The following is a 16,732-nucleotide window of genomic DNA, read 5'->3' on the forward strand; positions in this document are numbered from 1 at the left end:
CCTCGCCGCGGTGCCGCTCACCGCCGCGCCGGCCTCCGCAGCGACGCGGGTCGCGGTCTCCCCTGCCGTCGACCTCGGACGCGAAGTGATCGCCGCGGGCGACGGCTGGGCATCGTGGTCGGGATCTACGGCTCCCGAACGCATCCCGCGCCTGGCCGAGCCCGTCAGCGGCGGGAGTGCCGCGGATCCCTCCCAGGTGTACGTCGTGGACGACTGGCAGGAGCTGCGCGACGCTCTCGCGGGGGCACCCGGCGGCTCGCAGAACGATGCGCGTTACAACCAGGTGCCCCGCATCGTCTACGTCACCGGCGAGCTCGATCCGTGGGTCCGCGCCGACGGCAGCCGCATCACGTGCGACGACATCGCCTCTCAGGTGACGGTCGGAGGCACCGGGGCGCGGTTCGACATGGACGACTACATCGCGGCCTTCGGTCCCGCCGTCGACCCGTCCGGACCCCTCGAGCAGGCGCGCGTCGAGGCGGCGGCCCTGCAGGCGAAGCTCACGCTGCAGCACGTCGGCTCGAACGTGACGCTCGTCGGCGTGGGCGACGAGGCGCGCGTGGTCGGGGCATCCCTGCGCATCCGAGACGCGCACAACGTGATCGTCCGCAACCTCACGCTGTCCGACGCGTACGACTGCTTCCCGCAATGGGATGCCGGCGATGCGGGCGGCAACTGGAACTCCGCGTACGACAACCTCTCGGTCTGGACGTCGACGAGCGTCTGGGTCGACCACAACACGTTCGACGACGGCGCGCACCCGGCGACGAGCCTCGACACCGTCTACGGACGGCCGTTCGAGGTGCACGACGGGCTCCTCGACGTGACGCACGGCTCGGACCTCGTGACCATGTCGTGGAACTGGTTCCAGCATCACGACAAGACCGACATCATCGGCTCGTCCGACTCGCGCGCCCAGGACCGCGGGCAGCACCGCGTCACGCAGCACCACAACCGTTGGACCGACATCGGCCAGCGCGGCCCCCGCGTGCGCTTCGGCGACGTGCACGTCTACAACAACCTCTACGAGCAGACGGATGCCACCACGGCGGCGTCGTCGGCGGACCACCCGTTCTTCCAGTACTTCTGGGGCGCGGGCAAGGAGAGCAGCATCGTCGCAGAGGCCAACGCGGTCGAACTCGTCGACCCGTCGAGCGCGTCGCGCATCATCGCCGGGTGGGGTGGGACGGAACTGCGCGCGACCGACACGCTCGTCGACGGCGAACCGCTCGACGTGCTGGCGGCGTACAACGCGACGGCCGCCAGCCCCCTCTCCCCCGACGTGCGCTGGGATCCCGCCGACGCGTACACCTACACGCCCGACCCTGTGGTCGACGTGGCGACGATCGTCCGCGCGGGCGCGGGTGCCGGCATCCTGTCGTCCGGCACGCCCGCCGCAACGGCAGCGCCCGCGGCGTTCACCGTGTCGGACGACAACGGCCGCGACACCGGGTTGCGCGACGGCGACTACCGGATCTTCGCCGACCTGTGGTGGGGCCAGAACGCGACCGTCGTGAAGCTGTACGAGAACGGCGTGCTGATCGACGCGCGGTGGATCGACGGCGCCTCGCCTGCGGCGCAGCACGCCGCGTTCGACATCGCCGGCCGCGTCGACGGAAGCTACGAGTACACGGTGGTGGCGCTCAATCCCTATGGCGAGACCGCGTCGCGGACCCATACGGTGACGGTGACGGATGCCGCGCCCGCCCGGGCCGTGCTGTCGGCTTCAGGGGAACGGACCGCAACCGTGACCATCACCGCCGACCTCTGGTGGGGCACCAACGCGACCGAGTACGTGCTCTTGCAGGACGGCGTCGAGGTCGACCGCCGGTCGCTCACCGCCGTGACGCCGGACGCTCAGCACGTGGTCACGGTCGTCGGCGCACTTGCGCCGGGCACTTATGAGTTCACCGCGGTGCTGTCGAACGCCGCCGGTTCGACGCCGGCGAAGTCCGTCACCGTGACCGTGCGGGACTGACAGCGATGCCGCGGCCGGCACCTCTGGGAGGCGCCGGCCGCGGCATCCGGGTCATTGCTTACGCGTTGGCGTCCTGGCGCTTCAGGCGTGCCGTGGCGCGGCCACGCTCGGTCGCGTCGAGGACGACCTTGCGTATGCGAACGATCTCGGGCGTCACTTCGACGCATTCGTCGTCACGGGCGAACTCGAGGCTCTCCTCGAGCGAGAGCTGGCGCGGCGGCGTCATCGACTCGAACGTGTCGGAGGTCGACTGACGCATGTTCGTCAGCTTCTTCTCCTTCGTGATGTTCACGTCCATGTCATCGTTGCGCGAGTTCTCGCCGACGACCATGCCCTCGTAGACCTCCTGCGTGGGCTGCACGAAGAACGACATGCGCTCCTGGAGCGCGATGATCGCGAACGGCGTGACCACGCCGGAGCGGTCGGCGACGATCGAGCCGTTCTGGCGCGAGACGATGTGGCCGGCCCACGGCTCGTAGCCGTGCGAGATCGCGTTCGCGATGCCGGTGCCGCGCGTGGTGGTGAGGAACTCGGTGCGGAAGCCGATGAGGCCCCGCGAGGGCACGATGAACTCCATACGCACCCAGCCGGTGCCGTGGTTGGTCATGTTGTCCATCCGCCCCTTGCGGGCGGCGAGCAGTTGCGTGATCGCGCCGAGGTACTCCTCGGGGGCGTCGATCGTGAGGTGCTCGAACGGCTCGTACGTCTTGCCGTCGACCTTCTTCGTCACGACCTGGGGCTTGCCCACGGTCAGCTCGAAGCCCTCTCGGCGCATGTTCTCGACGAGGATCGCCAGGGCGAGCTCGCCGCGGCCCTGGACTTCCCAGGCATCCGGCCGGCCGATGTCGACGACCTTGAGCGACACGTTGCCGACGAGCTCACGGTCGAGGCGATCCTTGACCATGCGTGCCGTCAGCTTGTGGCCCTTCACCTTGCCGACGAGCGGGCTCGTGTTCGTGCCGATCGTCATTGAGATGGCCGGGTCGTCGACGTGGATCTGCGGCAGCGGGCGTACGTCGTCGGGGTCGGCGATCGTCTCGCCGATCGTGATGTCGGGGAAACCCGCGATCGCGACGATGTCACCGGGGGCGGCGCTCTCGGCCGGGTAGCGCTCGAGTGCGCGGGTCTTGAGCAGCTCGGTGATCCGGGCGTTGCTGACCGTGCCGTCGGCGCGCACCCACGCGACCGTCTGGCCCTTCTTCAGCGTGCCGTTGAAGACGCGCAGCAGCGCGAGGCGTCCGAGGAACGGGCTGGAGTCGAGGTTCGTGACCCACGCCTGCAAGGGAGCCTCGTCGTCGTACGCCGGTGCGGGCACGTGCTGGAGGATGGCCTCGAACAACGGCTCGAGGTCGTCGTTGTCGGGCAGGCTGCCGTTCTCGGGACGAGTGCGGGATGCTGCGCCCGCGCGACCGCTCGCGTAGACGACCGGCACATCCAGGAGTGCGTCGACGTCGAGGTCGGGCACGTCGTCGACGAGGTCGCTCGCCAGGCCCAGGAGCAGGTCGTGCGCCTCTTCTTCGACCTCCGCAATGCGCGCATCGGGACGGTCGGTCTTGTTGACCAGGAGGATCACGGGCAGCTTCGCCTCGAGCGCCTTGCGCAGCACGAAGCGGGTCTGGGGCAGCGGACCCTCGCTCGCATCGACCAGCAGCACGACGCCATCGACCATCGACAGGCCGCGCTCGACCTCGCCCCCGAAGTCGGCGTGGCCGGGGGTGTCGATGACGTTGATCGTGACCGCGCCCTCTGTCGCGTGCAGGCCGGAGTACGTGATCGCGGTGTTCTTCGCGAGGATCGTGATGCCCTTTTCGCGCTCGAGGTCGTTCGAGTCCATCGCGCGCTCTTCCATGTGCTCGTGCGAGCCGAACGAGCCGGTCTGACGGAGCATCGCGTCGACGAGGGTGGTCTTGCCGTGGTCGACGTGAGCGACGATAGCCACGTTGCGGAGGTCCGGACGGAGGGCGCGCGCCATGAGGGAATCCTTGAAAGAGAATGGGGATGCCGGAGTGCCGGCATCCCCATTCTATTGGGCGCTCCTGTGTGTCGCCTTTCGGCGCTCTGGTCAGCCCTCCAGGCCCGCGGCGAGCAGGGCCGCACGCGCTTCGCGGCGCACGCGCTGCTCGTCGGGGTCGGGTACCGGGATGGCCGCGATGAGCCGTCGCGTGTAGTCCTCCTGCGGTGCCCGCAGGATCTGGCCGGTCGCGCCCTGCTCCACGATGTGTCCGTGGTGCATCACGATGATGCGGTCGGCGAGCGAGTCGACGACCGCGAGGTCGTGGCTGATGAACAGGCACGCGAAGCCGAGGTCCTGCTGCAGCTGACGCAGCAGCTGCAGCACGGTGGCCTGCACCGACACGTCCAGCGCCGACGTGGGCTCGTCCGCGATGAGCAGCTTCGGCTGCAGCGCGAGTGCGCGGGCGATGCCGACGCGCTGCTTCTGACCACCTGAGAGCTCGTGCGGGTACCGGTTGCGGTACGAGCGGGGCAGCTCGACCGCGTCGAGCAGCTCCTGGATGCGCACGTCGAGCTGGCGGCCCTTCGCGACGTTCGCCAGCAGCATCGGCTCACCGATCGACTGGCCGATCGGCAGACGGGGGTTCAGCGACGACGAGGGGTCCTGGAAGACGATGCCGACGTCCTTGTGCACGGTGTGCAGCAGACGGCGGTCCGCCTTCGAGATGTCGTGCCCGACGACCTCGGCGCGGCCGTCCGCGATCGGCAGCAGGCCGATGGCGGCGCGGCCGACGGTCGTCTTGCCCGAGCCCGACTCGCCGACGAGGCCGGTGACCTCGCCCGGGAAGATCGAGAACGTCGCGTGCTCGACGGCGCGGAACGCCGGGACGCGACCGCGCTTGGGGTACTCGATGGCGACGTCCTGGAAGTCGAGCACCGGAGCGCCGAGGCCCTTGCGCCGCTCTTCGTCCTCGCGCGCAGCCACATCCGCCAGGCGGATCACCGACGTGTCGCCGGCCAGCGCCGCCGTCGTGTCGATCGACTCCCCTGCCGCGTCGCCGATGCGCGGCACCGCCGCCAGCAGCTGCTGCGTGTAGGGATGCTGCGGACGGTTGAACACGGCGTCGACGGTCCCGCGTTCGACGATCTCGCCCTTGCGCATCACCACGATGTCGTCGGCGATGTCGGCCACCACACCCATGTCGTGCGTGATGATGAGGATCGCCGAGTCGAGACGGTGACGCAGGTCGCGCATGAGGTCGAGGATCTCGGCCTGCACCGTCACGTCGAGTGCCGTGGTCGGCTCGTCGGCGATGAGCAGCTGCGGATCGCACGAGATCGACTGCGCGATCATGGCACGCTGCCGCTGGCCGCCCGAGAGCTGGTGCGGGTAGGAGTTGAACGCCTTCAGCGGGTCGGGCAGCTCCACCATCTCGAGGAGCTCGAGCGCGCGGGTGCGCGCCGCGCTCGGCGTCATGCCCTGGTGGATGCGGAGCGTTTCAATGATCTGGAAGCCGACCGTGAACACGGGGTTCAGCGCGGTCATGGGCTCCTGGAAGATCACCGCGATCTCACGGCCGCGCACGCGGCGGAGCTCATCCTTGCGCAGGCCCAGGATCTCGCGGCCGCCGAGCTTGACGCTGCCGGTGACGCGGGCGTTCGAGGGCAGCAGTCCGAGCATCGCCATGGAGCTCGCGCTCTTGCCCGAGCCGGACTCGCCGACGATCGCGAGGGCCTTGCCCGACTCCACGAAGTAGTCGAGTTTCTTCGCCGCGGGCACCCAGTAGTTGTCGACGGCGAAGTCCACGGACAGGCCGCTCACTTCCAGCAGCGGGCCGCCGGTGGATTCGGTGTGGGGGGACGCGTTCATTGGATGGTCCTTGCGGGGTCGAGAGAGAGAATGGGGAGGTGACCGACCATGCGATCCGCATCGACTCCCGTTTCAACCGCATTGCTGCCGTCATCGTCTGGAGTCTTGCGGCACTCGCAGTGATCACCGCCGTATGGAGCTCGGACGCGCGGCTGACGTGGGTCTACGCCGGCGCTCCGCTGGCCGCGCTTCTCGGCTGGGCCGCCCTGTGGCGCCCGTGCGTCGTCGTGTCGGATCACGGCGTCCGCATCGAGAACGTCAGCCACGACGTCGACGTGCCGTGGGAGGCGCTCGTGCACGTCGACACGGCCCGTGCCCTGACGCTGCACACGCCCTCCGGCAGCTTCACCGCCTGGTCCGCGCCGGCGCCCGGCTTCTTCGCCACCATGATGGGCAACGCCAAGGCGCGCCGTGAGGCGAGCGCCGCCGGCGGCGACGCGCGTCCGAGCGACCGTCTGGGCACCGACTCGGGCAATGCCGCCCTCGTGGTGCGCGAGACGTGGCGCCGCCGGCTGGACGCCGGTCAGGTGGAGCTGGGCGTCGCCGACGAGACGCCGGTCAAGCGCCACTGGCACATGCTGTACCTGGTGGCGTCGGCCGTGCTCGCGGTGGCGTCCGTCGCGCTGATCATCGCCACGGGCTGACCGCATCCCGCGCATCATGCGCGGCGATCCGGGTCGGGCGAGATCTCCTCGTCGAGGACATCGTCGCCACGATCGCTCGTGACACCCGAGACCGTCGTACCGCCGCCGGCGGTGACCAATGCCCCCTCGGGCACATCTGCGGTGGTCCCGCTCACGATGACGGCATCGTCCGGAAGATCCTTCACCTTGCGGAAGACGACGCGCTTCTGGCGCGGGTCGAACGCATCGCGCAGGCCGTCGCCGACGAAGTTCACGAGCAGCGACAGGATCACGATGAAGGCGGCGGGCCACCAGAACAGCCAGGGGCGCGTCTGGAACGCCGACTCGTTGGAGGAGATCAGCAGACCGAGCGACACATCGGGAGCGCGGACGCCGTAGCCGAGGAACGACAGCGACGTCTCGAGGATGATCGAGGCGGCGATCAGCAGGGTCGTCGCGACGATCACGACGCCGATCGCGTTCGGCAGGATGTGCTTGAAGATGATGCGGGCGTCGGACGCTCCCGCCACCCGCGCCGCTTCGACGAACTCGCGCTCGCGCAGCGTCAGGAACTCGGCGCGCACCAGTCGCGCGATACCCGTCCAGACGAAGAAGCCGAGGAACAGGGCCAGGAACAGCGGTCCCTGGTTGCCGACGGCCGAACCGACCACGGCGCCGATGACGATCACCGGGATCACGATGACGATGTCGGTCAGGCGCATCAGCACAGCATCCACCCACCCGCGGTAGTAGCCCGCGAGCGCGCCGACCACGACGCCGATGAAGGCGCCGATGAGGCCGATGATGAACATGATGTAGGACGAGTTCACGAGGCCGCGCATGACCATCGCGAAGTAGTCCTTGCCGACCGTGTTCTGGCCGAACGGGTGCTCGCCCAGCGAGAACGGGAACAGCGTCAGCGTCGGCTTGCCGCCGTCGCTGATCGGGATCAGGTCCTCGTAGTTCCACTTCCACCAGCCCGGGATCGGGCCGATGCCGGTCGCGGTGACCGCGAAGCCGACGATCAGGATGAAGAGGATCGCGCTGATGACCGCGGGCCGGTGTGCGAGGAAGCGGCGCAACGTGAGCCGCCCCTGGCTGACACCGCGCTCGTCGGCGGTCTGGACATGCACGCCGCCCTCGGCGACCTGGGTGGGCGGTTCGAGGGAAGGATCGATCGGGATGGACATTACTTGACCCTCACTCTCGGGTCGATTGCCGAGTATGCGAGGTCGGCGAGGAAGTTGAACGTGATGGCGAACACGGCGATGACGACGAAGTACGCCATCACGGGGTTCGGGTCGGCGTGCTGCAGCCCCTGGTTGAACAGGGCGCCCATGCCGCTGAACGCGAAGATCCGCTCGGTGATGATCGCACCACCGATGAGCGCACCCACGTCGGCTGCGACGATCGTGGTGATCGGGATCAGCGAGTTGCGGAACGCGTGGCGGACGACGACGGTGCGCTCGGGGAGACCCTTCGCGCGAGCGGTGCGGATGTAGTCCTGGTTCAGCGTCTCGAGCATGCCGCCGCGCGCGTAGCGGGTGTACGCCGCGAACGAGATGAGCATGAGGCTGATCGTCGGCAGCAGCAGGTGGGTGAACGTGTCGATGCTCTGGATCCACCAGTCGCCCTGCAGGTTCGGGGTCGACGAGCCGATGGTCGCGATCGGGCGCCCGTTCACCTTGGGGTTGTTGACGTAGTCGTTCCAGCGCCCCATGAACTGGTTGAGGACGATGACTCCCATGCCGAGGATGCCGGTGAGGGCGCCGATGCGCATCGCCTGGCCCTTGTCGTACTCGCCCAGGAACCAGCCTGCCGCCACGCCGACGAGCGCTGAGGCGACGAAGAGCGCGAACACGCCCCAGCCGTTGAAGGAATCGAGGAAGGGCTGCAGCACGAAGAACGCGGCCACGAGCACGATGACGGTCGCACCGGCCGTACGCCATGCGTAGCGCGCACGGGGTCCGGCGATGATCAGCACCATGGCGGCGCCGAACGCGGCGATCAGCAGCGGCGTGAGGACCGGACCCAGCGAGGGGTAGAGGAACCACGCCGTGACGCTCATGCCGAAGAGCATGGCGCCCGTGGTGACGACCGACGCTGCGAACACGACCAGGCGACGCTGCCTGTTCCCGCCGATGATCGCTTGCCAGAAGACGCCTGATATGAGGCTCAACGCGATGATCCACGGCCATGTGAACACCGGGCTGTCCAGCCAGTTGTTGAAGCCGAGGGCCAGGAAGACCTTGAGCAGAACACCCATCACGAACGAAGGCAGCGAGTAGAAGAGGAAGCTGGCGAACGTGAAGGAGTAGTCGATCGCGCTGTACTGACGCAGCGCCGAGACGATGCCGACGAGGATGCCGAGGACGATCGCGAGGATCGTCGAGGCGGTCACGAGCTGGAGGGTCGCGCCCATGGCACGGCCGAGAAGGATGTTGACCGGCTGGTTCTGGATCGTCACGCCGAGGTCGCACCCGCCGAACGGGATGACGCAGCGCGCGGCGCCGAGGAGCCAGTTGAACCAGCGGACGGGAATGGGCTGGTCGAGGTTCAGCCAGTCGATGCGCTGGGCGATGAGCGCGTCGCGGTTCGGGCTGTTGGAGGCGTACAGGTCCTCGAGCGGATCTTTGGCAAGAGCCACGAGGGTGTACATCAGGAAGGATGCGGCGATGAGGATCAGGATCGAGACCCCGATGCGCCGCAGGACGAAGCTAAGCACTGGGCTGGCCCTTCATGCAGAAAAGGTAGCAGGCGGGCGACGGCGGCAGCAGAGGGCTGGCGTCGCGGCCACCCGCAATGGACGGGAAGACACACGCACGGGGCGCCGGGCTGCAAGAACCCGACGCCCCATGGCGTGGTGTTTCAGCTGGTCACCGAATTACTCGGAGACCGTCCAGTCCCAGAAGTTCCAGAACACACCGGTCTGGTTGCCCATGAAGGTGATGCCGGCGACGCGGTCGTTGTGCGCCTCGAGGCCGGGGCCCTGGAAGAGCGGCAGACCGTAGGCGTCGGCGAAGAGCTCCGTGTCAGCCTGGATGGTCAGCTCGTCGATCTTGTCGGTGTCGAGCGTGACGGGGATCTCCTGAGCGATCTCGTCGACGGTGGCGTTCTTGTACTGGTTGAAGTTCGAGCCACCGAAGCTCGCGAAGATCTGCGGGACGGTGCCGTTGCCGACACCGGGCGAGATCCAGCCGAAGATGACGGCGTCGTAGATGTCCGAACCGAGCTGCGCGCTCCAGTCCTCACGGCCCACATCCTCGATCACGAAGCCGGCCTGCGAAGCCGAGGCCTGGATGGCCTCGAACGCCGCGACGCGGTTCGGGTTGTTGATGTTGTACATGAGGCGGACGGTCGGCGTCGCACCGGCGAGGAGCTCCTTGGCGCCCTCGATGTCGACGTCGCCGTACGCGTCGGAGCCGTTCGCAGCGACAGCGTCCTCGTAGGCGGCCTGAGCCGGGATGAAGAGGTTCGAGTTGAGAACCTCCGCCTCCGGGTTGACCGGCTTGATGAGCGTGTCGACGAGCTGCTGACGCGGGATCGTCTTCAGGAACGCCTCGCGCACGTTCTGGTCGGCGAACACGCCGGCGAACGTCAGGTCGAGGTGGTCGTAGTTCAGCGCGTCGCCCTGGAGGACCTCGACACCGTCGATCGCCTGCAGCGCCGTGAGGGTGTCGCCGCTCGCCTGCGGGGCGATGATGTCGACCTCGCCGTTCTGGAGGGCGGTCACCTGTGCCTGCGAGTCGCCGATGAAGCGGATGACGAGCTCGGAGAACTGCGGCTTGAGGTCACCGGTGTACTTGTCGTTGATCTTCAGCGTCATCGACTGCGTGGGCTCCCACGAGTCGATGATCCACGGGCCGCTCGACAGGTACAGCGACGGGTCGTCCGGCAGCGACGTCATGTCGAAGCCCGAGTTCCAGAAGTCGGCAGCAGCCTTGAGGGTCTCGTTGACCGGCGCCGGGGCCGCAACGTCACCGCGCGGGCTCGTCAGGATCGTGTCGATGAGCTCGGCCTGGTCGACGCCCGCCTTCTCGGCGACGACGTGGACCGGCTGGTCGATGAGACCGACGATGTTCCAGTCGACGAAGGGCTCGTCGTACTCGAGCGTGAGCGACAGCTTGTCGTCGGCCACGTCGGTGATGGTCGAGGTCTTGACGCCCTCGGTGCTGCCGGCGTACGCGAAGTACTTCGTGCCGCTGACGGCCTCACCCGACTCGGGGTCGAGCGTCGCGTCGTCGAAGACGCCCGACGTCGCGGCCCAGCCGAAGATCAGGTCGTCGGTGGTGATGGGCTCGCCGTCGGACCACTCGAGGCCGTCGTTCAGCGTGTACTTCACCTGGAGGGGGTCCTCGCTGACGACCTCCATCGTGCCGAACGACTCGTCGGGAACGACCTCGTAGGTGTCACTGACGGTGTAGAAGCCGGCGCGCGTCAGATAGTTGACCTTGCCGTTGATGTCGAGGTTGCCGTTGTCGCTGTTCGAGTTCGTACCGGTGAACTCGTTGACCTCGGCAACGGTCACCGCGGTGTCGGTAGCCGTGGGCTCCTCCGACTCCGGCGGGGTCGTCGAGCAGCCGGCGAGGACCAATGCGGTCACGCCGACGCCCGCCGCGACTCCGAGTGCGCGCATGCGCCACGTCGTCTTGTCAGACACTGTGTCTCCTCCTGTGCAGGGTAATGCGCGCGAGTACGGCATGAACCGGACGGGCGCGCGGATGGGAAAACGATAAGCACCGGTGGTGAGATGGTCAAAACGATCGGGGAAAACGTTACAGAGCCTTAACTCAATCGACGCGGAGTGTGACAATCTGACAAGATGACGCCGCGAAACCGGCCCACGGGCCGGAGGGATTCCACTACGCTTGCTTCCCTTGATCCGTTCGAGCGCCGCCGCCTGACCTGGGAGGTCTGGATCGTCCTGGCGATCTCGGTCGGACAGTCCGCGCTCTACTCGGTCCTCTCGCTCGTCCGCAAGCTCCTCGCGCCCGTTCCTCTGGGCCAGCAGCAGACCCAGGTGAATCCGTCGCGCGACGTACAGGCGTTCTGGGACGTCACCTATCAGCTGCTCTCCATCGTCTTCGCGCTCGCCCTGGTCGCGCTCGTCGTGTACCTGCTGTGGGAGCCCGGTAACAACGCGCTGCGCCGCATCGGCCTCGACTTCACCCGGTTCGGCGGCGACCTCGGCCGCGGCATCCTGCTCGCCGCCGTCATCGGCCTTCCGGGGCTGGCGCTCTACGCGGCCGGACGAGCCCTGGGCATCACGGTCGCTGTCGTCGCCTCGCCCCTCGACGCGGCGTGGTGGACGGTGCCGCTCCTCGTGCTGTCGGCGCTGCGTGCCGGGCTGACCGAAGAGGTCATCTTCATCGGCTACCTGTTCGACCGGCTGCGCCGGCTCGGCTGGAACGACTGGTCGATCATCCTGACGACCGCGGCCCTGCGCGGGGCGTACCACGCCTACCAGGGCATCGGTGCGATCGTCGGCAACTTCGTCATGGGCCTGGTGTTCGGCTGGTGCTATCGCAGATGGGGGCGCGTCATGCCCCTCGTCATCGCGCACACCCTGCTCGACATCGTCGCCTTCGTGGGCTATCCCCTCGCCGCGGCGCTGTGGCCCGGCGTCTTCGCCCCGATACCCACCCCGTCGCCGACCCCGACCCCGACCCCGTCCGCCTCCGCTGCGGCGTAGCCCGGCTGATGCCGCGGACCGAGCCATCCGTCGGCCGGTCCCCAGGCGTCCCTCACTCGTGCCTCCAGTCGGCGAAGGGAAGCGGACCGAGACGCAACGACGGAGCGACGGGATGCCGGGGGCACCGGCATCCCGTCGCTAGGGGGCGTCAGGCGAAGGCCTCGATGGGCGGGCACGCGCACACGAGGTTGCGGTCGCCGTAGGCCTGGTCGATGCGGCGCACCGGGGGCCAGTACTTGGTGCGCACGAGCGCGTGCACGGGGTACACGGCGGTCTCGCGCGAGTACGGGTGGCGCCACTCGCCGGCCACGACCGACTCTGCCGTGTGGGGGGCGTTCACCAGCGGGTTGTCGTCGGCGGGCCACTCCCCCGCCGCGACGCGCTCGGCCTCGGCCTTGATCGCGATCATGGCCTCGATGAAGCGCTCGATCTCGCCGAGGTCCTCCGACTCGGTCGGCTCCACCATGAGCGTGCCCGCAACCGGAAACGACATCGTCGGGGCGTGGAACCCGTAGTCGATGAGCCGCTTGGCGACGTCGTCGACCGTGATCCCGGTCGCCTCGCGCAGCGGTCGCAGGTCGAGGATGCACTCGTGCGCGACGAGGCCGTCCTCGCCGGTGTAGAGCACCGGGTAGTGCTCGCGCAGGCGCACCGCGATGTAGTTGGCCGCGAGCACGGCAGCGGCGGTCGCGTCGCGCAGGCCCTCGGCGCCCATCATCCGGACGTAGGCCCACGAGATCGGCAGGATGCCGGCCGAACCGTGCGGCGCGGCCGAGATCGGTCCGCCGTCGAAGACGCCGCCCGCGTGATCCCTGCGCTGCGAGAACGGGTGGCTCGGCAGGTACGGCGCGAGGTGCGCCTTCGCCGCGACCGGGCCCACGCCCGGACCGCCGCCGCCGTGCGGAATCGCGAACGTCTTGTGCAGGTTCAGGTGCGAGACGTCGCCGCCCAGATCGCCGAACCGGGCGTAGCCGAGGAGCGCGTTGAGGTTCGCGCCGTCGATGTACACCTGTCCGCCCGCGTCGTGCACGGCCTGCGTGATGTCGAGCACGTCGTGCTCGTACACGCCGTGCGTCGACGGGTACGTGATCATGAGCGCGGCCAGCTCGTCGGCGTGCGCCGCGATCTTCGCGCGGAGGTCATCGAGGTCGACGTTGCCGGCATCGTCGCACGCGACGACGACGACGCGCATGCCGGCGAGCACGGCCGAGGCCGCGTTGGTGCCGTGCGCCGACGACGGGATGAGGCACACCGTGCGTGCGTGGTCGCCGTTGGCGCGGTGGTAGCCGCGGATGGCCATCAGCCCGGCGAGCTCGCCCTGCGAGCCGGCGTTGGGCTGCAGCGAGACCGCGTCGTAGCCGGTGACCTCGGCGAGCCACACCTCGAGCTGCTCGATGAGCGCGACGTAGCCGTGCACGTCGGCCTCCGGCGCGAACGGATGCACGCGCGAGAACTCCGGCCACGACACCGCTGCCATCTCGGTGGCGGCGTTGAGCTTCATCGTGCACGAGCCCAGCGGGATCATGCCGCGGTCCAACGCGTAGTCGCGGTCGGAGAGCTGCTTGAGGTAGCGCATCATCGCCGTCTCGGACCGGTGCGTGTTGAACACCGGGTGCGTGAGGAACTCCTCGACGCGGTGCAGTCCCGACGGCACGCCGGCGAGCGGCTCGGCATCCGCGTACGGGAGCGTGCGCTCGCCCTGCTCTCCCGCGCCGAGGAACTCGTCCTCGGGCAGCCCGAAGGCCCACGCCACGGCCGCGAGGTCGTCGGCGGTGGTGGTCTCGTCGACCGACACCCCGACCGTCGCGTCGTCCGCCCAGAAGAGCTGGTAGCCGCGCGTGCGGGCGCGCTCGATCACCCGGCGCGACGCACCCGGCGTCGCGACCCGAATGGTGTCGAAGAACGCGTCGGAGCGCAGCGACAGCCCGTACGAGCGCAGTCGCGCGGCGAGGGCCTCGGTCTTCTTCGCCACGTCGGTCGCGATCGCGCGCAGCCCGTCGGGGCCGTGGTACACCGCGTACATGGAGGCCATGACGGCCAGCAGCACCTGCGACGTGCAGATGTTCGAGGTCGCCTTCTCGCGGCGGATGTGCTGTTCGCGGGTCTGCAGCGCGAGGCGGTACGCGGGGTGTCCCGCGGCATCCTGCGAGACGCCCACGAGGCGTCCGGGCAGCTGGCGCTCGAGCCCCTGGCGCACGGCCATGTAGCCGGCGTGGGGTCCGCCGAAGCCGAGGGGCACGCCGAAGCGCTGCGTCGTCCCCACCGCCACGTCGGCCCCGAACGAACCGGGCGAGCGCAGCAGGGTGAGCGCGAGCAGGTCAGCGGCGACGACGACGAGCGCGCCCGTCAGGTGCGCCGCGTCGACGACGCCCGCCGGGTCCCACACGTTGCCCGAGGCGCCCGGGTACTGGATCAGCACGCCGAACGGCTCGAGGGGCTCGCCGGCCGTGTTCTCGAGCAGCGCCCCGTGGGCGAGGTCGAGCTCGACGAGCTCGATGCCGACCGCCGCCGCGCGATGGGCGAGGAGCGCCTTCGTCTGCGGCATGGTGTCGGTGTCGACGACGAAGACGTTGGACGGCGACTTCGAGCCCCGCCGCGCGACGAGCATGCCCTCGACGACCGCGGTCGACTCGTCGAGCATCGATGCGTTGGCGGTCGCGAGGCCGGTGAGGTCGGTCACCATCGTCTGGAAGTTGATGAGCGCCTCCAGGCGCCCCTGCGAGATCTCGGGCTGGTACGGGGTGTACGCGGTGTACCAGGAGGGGTTCTCGAGCACGTTGCGCGCGATCACCGACGGGGTGATCGTGTCGGCGTAGCCGAGGCCGATCATCGGCCGGGCGGTGCGGTTCTGCGCGGCCAGCGTCCGCAGCTCGGCGAGCGCCTCGGCCTCCGTCGCCGCCGGCGGGATGTCGCTCGTCGCCCGCGGCTTGGCATGGATGGATGCCGGCACCGCCGCCTGCACGAGCGCGTCGACGCTGTCGTAGCCGAGGGCGTCGAGCATCGTGCGCTGGGCGGCGGCATCCGTCCCGATGTGACGATCGACGAACAGACCCGTCATTCGGCGCCGCCCGTGAGCGAGATGTACGCGTCGCGGTCGAGCAGGTCGGCGACCGCCGCCGGGTCGACCGTGAGCTTGACGAGCCAGCCGGCGCCGAACGGATCGGCGTTCACGAGCGACGGATCGTCGACGACGGCGTCGTTGACCTCGACGACCTCGCCCGTCAGCGGCGCGTAGAGCTCGCCGACGGACTTGGTGGACTCGATCTCGCCGACGACGGTGGCCGCGGTCACCGTGCTGCCCACGGCGGGCAGCTCGACGAACACGACATCGCCGAGCTTGTCGGCCGCGTACGCGGTGATGCCGACGGTCGCGACGTCGCCGTCGAGGGCGACCCACTCGTGCTCGGCGGTGTACTTGAGGGCGGTGAGGTCGGTCATTTGTTCCTCCGGTAGAAGGGCAGGTCGGTCACGGTCGCGGGGATGCGGGTGCCCCGCACGTCGATGAAGAGCGGGGTGCCGGGCGCGCTCGCGGCCGGCGAGACGAAGGCCATGGCGATGGGATGCCCGAGCGTCGGGCTGAGCGCGCCGCTGGTTACCTCGCCGACCGGCGTGTCGGCGTCGGTCGCGTCGAACACCGCGTAGCCGGCACGACCGGCGCGCCGGCCCTCGGAGACGAGGCCGACGAGCACCGGAGCATCGGGCGTCACGACCGCCGCGAGGGCGGCCTTGCCGACGAAATCGTCCTTGTCGACCGCCACGACGCGGCCGAGCCCGGCCTGTGCGGGGACGATGTCGCTCGAGAGCTCGTGGCCGTAGAGGGGCATCCCGGCTTCCAGGCGCAGCGTGTCGCGCGCGGCGAGGCCCGCGGGAACAAGTCCGAGCGGCTCGCCGGCGGCGAGCAGCGCGTCCCACAGCGCCGGTGCGGAGGACGCTCTGATGTACAGTTCGAAGCCGTCCTCGCCTGTGTAGCCGGTGCGGCCGACGTGCATCGGCACGGGTTCCTCGCCCGGCGCTGCGAACCGCGCGTGCGCCATGCGGTAGTACTTGAGGTCGCCGAGCGAGGCCGAGAGGTCGACGATCCCGGCCGTCGTCTCGAGGATCGCCTGCGATGCCGGGCCCTGCACCGCGACGAGCGCGATGTGGTCGGTCGCATCGTCGATGTCGACGTCGAACGACTGCGCGCGCTCCGCGAACGCCGCCGCGACGGCTGCGCGGTTCCCCGCGTTGGCCACGACCATGAGTCGCTCAGGGTTGTGGCGATAGACGATGACGTCGTCGACGATTCCGCCGTCGGCATCCAGCACCAGGCTGTACTTCGCCTGATCGTCGGTCATCGCCGACAGCCGTCCGGCGAGCGCGTAGTCCAGGAACGCCCCCGCCTCGGGCCCTTCTACCAGGAACTCGGCCATGTGCGAGATGTCGAAGAGGCCGGCCGCCGTGCGCACCGCGTGGTGCTCGGCGAGATCGGAGCTGTAGCGCACCGGCATGAGCCAGCCGCCGAAGTCGGTGAACGAGGCGCCGAGCGTCTCGTGGCGGTCGTGCAAGGCAGTCGTACGGAGTTCTGTCATGAGTTCTCCCGGTCGCGGACGGGCAGACGCCGATCGACGTCTGTGAAC

At 69.1% G+C, this 16,732-nt stretch carries 11 protein-coding genes; 3 read left to right on the forward strand and 8 right to left on the reverse strand.

Annotation, left to right across the window (positions count from 1 at the left end):
* On the forward strand, window positions 1–1,978 hold a 1,978-nt coding region (locus VIP82_RS03260; RefSeq protein ID WP_331905854.1), incomplete at its 5' end, for a pectate lyase family protein.
* A 58-nt stretch (window positions 1,979–2,036) separates the two neighbouring features.
* On the opposite strand, the gene typA is transcribed toward VIP82_RS03260, so the two are convergent.
* Together typA and VIP82_RS03270 are read right to left on the reverse strand one after the other, a co-directional pair.
* Window positions 2,037–3,950 (reverse strand): translational GTPase TypA, encoded by a 1,914-nt coding sequence (gene typA / locus VIP82_RS03265; RefSeq protein ID WP_331905855.1) that lies wholly within the window; start codon window positions 3,948–3,950, stop codon window positions 2,037–2,039.
* A gap of 90 nt (window positions 3,951–4,040) precedes the next feature.
* Window positions 4,041–5,801, reverse strand: a complete 1,761-nt coding sequence (locus tag VIP82_RS03270; RefSeq protein WP_331905856.1) for a dipeptide ABC transporter ATP-binding protein — start codon at window positions 5,799–5,801, stop codon at window positions 4,041–4,043.
* A gap of 38 nt (window positions 5,802–5,839) precedes the next feature.
* Here VIP82_RS03270 and VIP82_RS03275 point away from each other — a divergent pair, with 38 nt between their 5' ends.
* Window positions 5,840–6,445: a PH domain-containing protein gene (locus VIP82_RS03275; protein ID WP_331905857.1), complete on the forward strand. Its 606-nt coding sequence runs from the start codon at window positions 5,840–5,842 to the stop codon at window positions 6,443–6,445.
* A 14-nt stretch (window positions 6,446–6,459) separates the two neighbouring features.
* Here VIP82_RS03275 and VIP82_RS03280 read toward each other — a convergent pair whose 3' ends face one another.
* The 3 genes from VIP82_RS03280 to VIP82_RS03290 all read right to left on the reverse strand — a co-directional run bounded on the left by VIP82_RS03280 (window position 6,460) and on the right by VIP82_RS03290 (window position 11,084).
* Entirely contained in the window at window positions 6,460–7,614 is a 1,155-nt protein-coding gene (locus tag VIP82_RS03280; RefSeq protein WP_331905858.1) for an ABC transporter permease, read from the reverse strand.
* Entirely contained in the window at window positions 7,614–9,149 is a 1,536-nt protein-coding gene (locus VIP82_RS03285) for an ABC transporter permease (RefSeq protein ID WP_331905859.1), read from the reverse strand. The genes VIP82_RS03280 and VIP82_RS03285 overlap by 1 nt, the downstream gene beginning before the upstream one ends.
* A gap of 159 nt (window positions 9,150–9,308) precedes the next feature.
* The gene (locus tag VIP82_RS03290; RefSeq protein WP_331905860.1) at window positions 9,309–11,084 is read right to left on the reverse strand and encodes an ABC transporter family substrate-binding protein; all 1,776 of its coding nucleotides are present in this window, start codon (window positions 11,082–11,084) and stop codon (window positions 9,309–9,311) included.
* A gap of 162 nt (window positions 11,085–11,246) precedes the next feature.
* On the opposite strand from VIP82_RS03290, the gene VIP82_RS03295 reads away from it, so the two are divergent.
* The gene (locus VIP82_RS03295; RefSeq protein ID WP_331905861.1) at window positions 11,247–12,116 is read left to right on the forward strand and encodes a CPBP family intramembrane glutamic endopeptidase; all 870 of its coding nucleotides are present in this window, start codon (window positions 11,247–11,249) and stop codon (window positions 12,114–12,116) included.
* A 148-nt stretch (window positions 12,117–12,264) separates the two neighbouring features.
* Here the strand turns inward: VIP82_RS03295 and gcvP are convergent, their stop codons facing one another.
* The 3 genes from gcvP to gcvT are packed head-to-tail and all read right to left on the reverse strand — an operon-like array spanning window position 12,265 to window position 16,684.
* Complete coding sequence (gene gcvP / locus VIP82_RS03300) at window positions 12,265–15,174, reverse strand: aminomethyl-transferring glycine dehydrogenase (RefSeq protein WP_331905862.1); 2,910 nt, start codon at window positions 15,172–15,174, stop codon at window positions 12,265–12,267.
* On the reverse strand, window positions 15,171–15,554 hold the full coding sequence (gene gcvH / locus VIP82_RS03305) for a glycine cleavage system protein GcvH (RefSeq protein WP_331905863.1): 384 nt from the start codon (window positions 15,552–15,554) through the stop codon (window positions 15,171–15,173). Before gcvH ends, gcvP begins: the two co-directional genes overlap by 4 nt.
* The gene (gene gcvT, locus VIP82_RS03310) at window positions 15,551–16,684 is read right to left on the reverse strand and encodes a glycine cleavage system aminomethyltransferase GcvT (RefSeq protein WP_331905864.1); all 1,134 of its coding nucleotides are present in this window, start codon (window positions 16,682–16,684) and stop codon (window positions 15,551–15,553) included. Before gcvT ends, gcvH begins: the two co-directional genes overlap by 4 nt.
* Between the last annotated feature and the right edge of the window lie 48 nt (window positions 16,685–16,732).

It is taken from the genome of Microbacterium sp. (genome assembly GCF_036566905.1).
In the GTDB taxonomy this organism is placed as follows: Bacteria; Actinomycetota; Actinomycetes; order Actinomycetales; family Microbacteriaceae; genus Microbacterium.

What these genes read in the sequence shown, in the direction of transcription:
- typA (WP_331905855.1), bottom strand. Translation starts at nt 3,950, where the DNA reads ATGGCGCGCGCCCTCCGTCCGGACCTCCGCAACGTGGCTATCGTCGCT.
- VIP82_RS03270 (WP_331905856.1), bottom strand. Translation starts at nt 5,801, where the DNA reads ATGAACGCGTCCCCCCACACCGAATCCACCGGCGGCCCGCTGCTGGAA.
- VIP82_RS03280 (WP_331905858.1), bottom strand. Translation starts at nt 7,614, where the DNA reads ATGTCCATCCCGATCGATCCTTCCCTCGAACCGCCCACCCAGGTCGCC.
- VIP82_RS03295 (WP_331905861.1), top strand. Translation starts at nt 11,247, where the DNA reads ATGACGCCGCGAAACCGGCCCACGGGCCGGAGGGATTCCACTACGCTT.
- gcvP (WP_331905862.1), bottom strand. Translation starts at nt 15,174, where the DNA reads ATGACGGGTCTGTTCGTCGATCGTCACATCGGGACGGATGCCGCCGCC.
- gcvH (WP_331905863.1), bottom strand. Translation starts at nt 15,554, where the DNA reads ATGACCGACCTCACCGCCCTCAAGTACACCGCCGAGCACGAGTGGGTC.
- gcvT (WP_331905864.1), bottom strand. Translation starts at nt 16,684, where the DNA reads ATGACAGAACTCCGTACGACTGCCTTGCACGACCGCCACGAGACGCTC.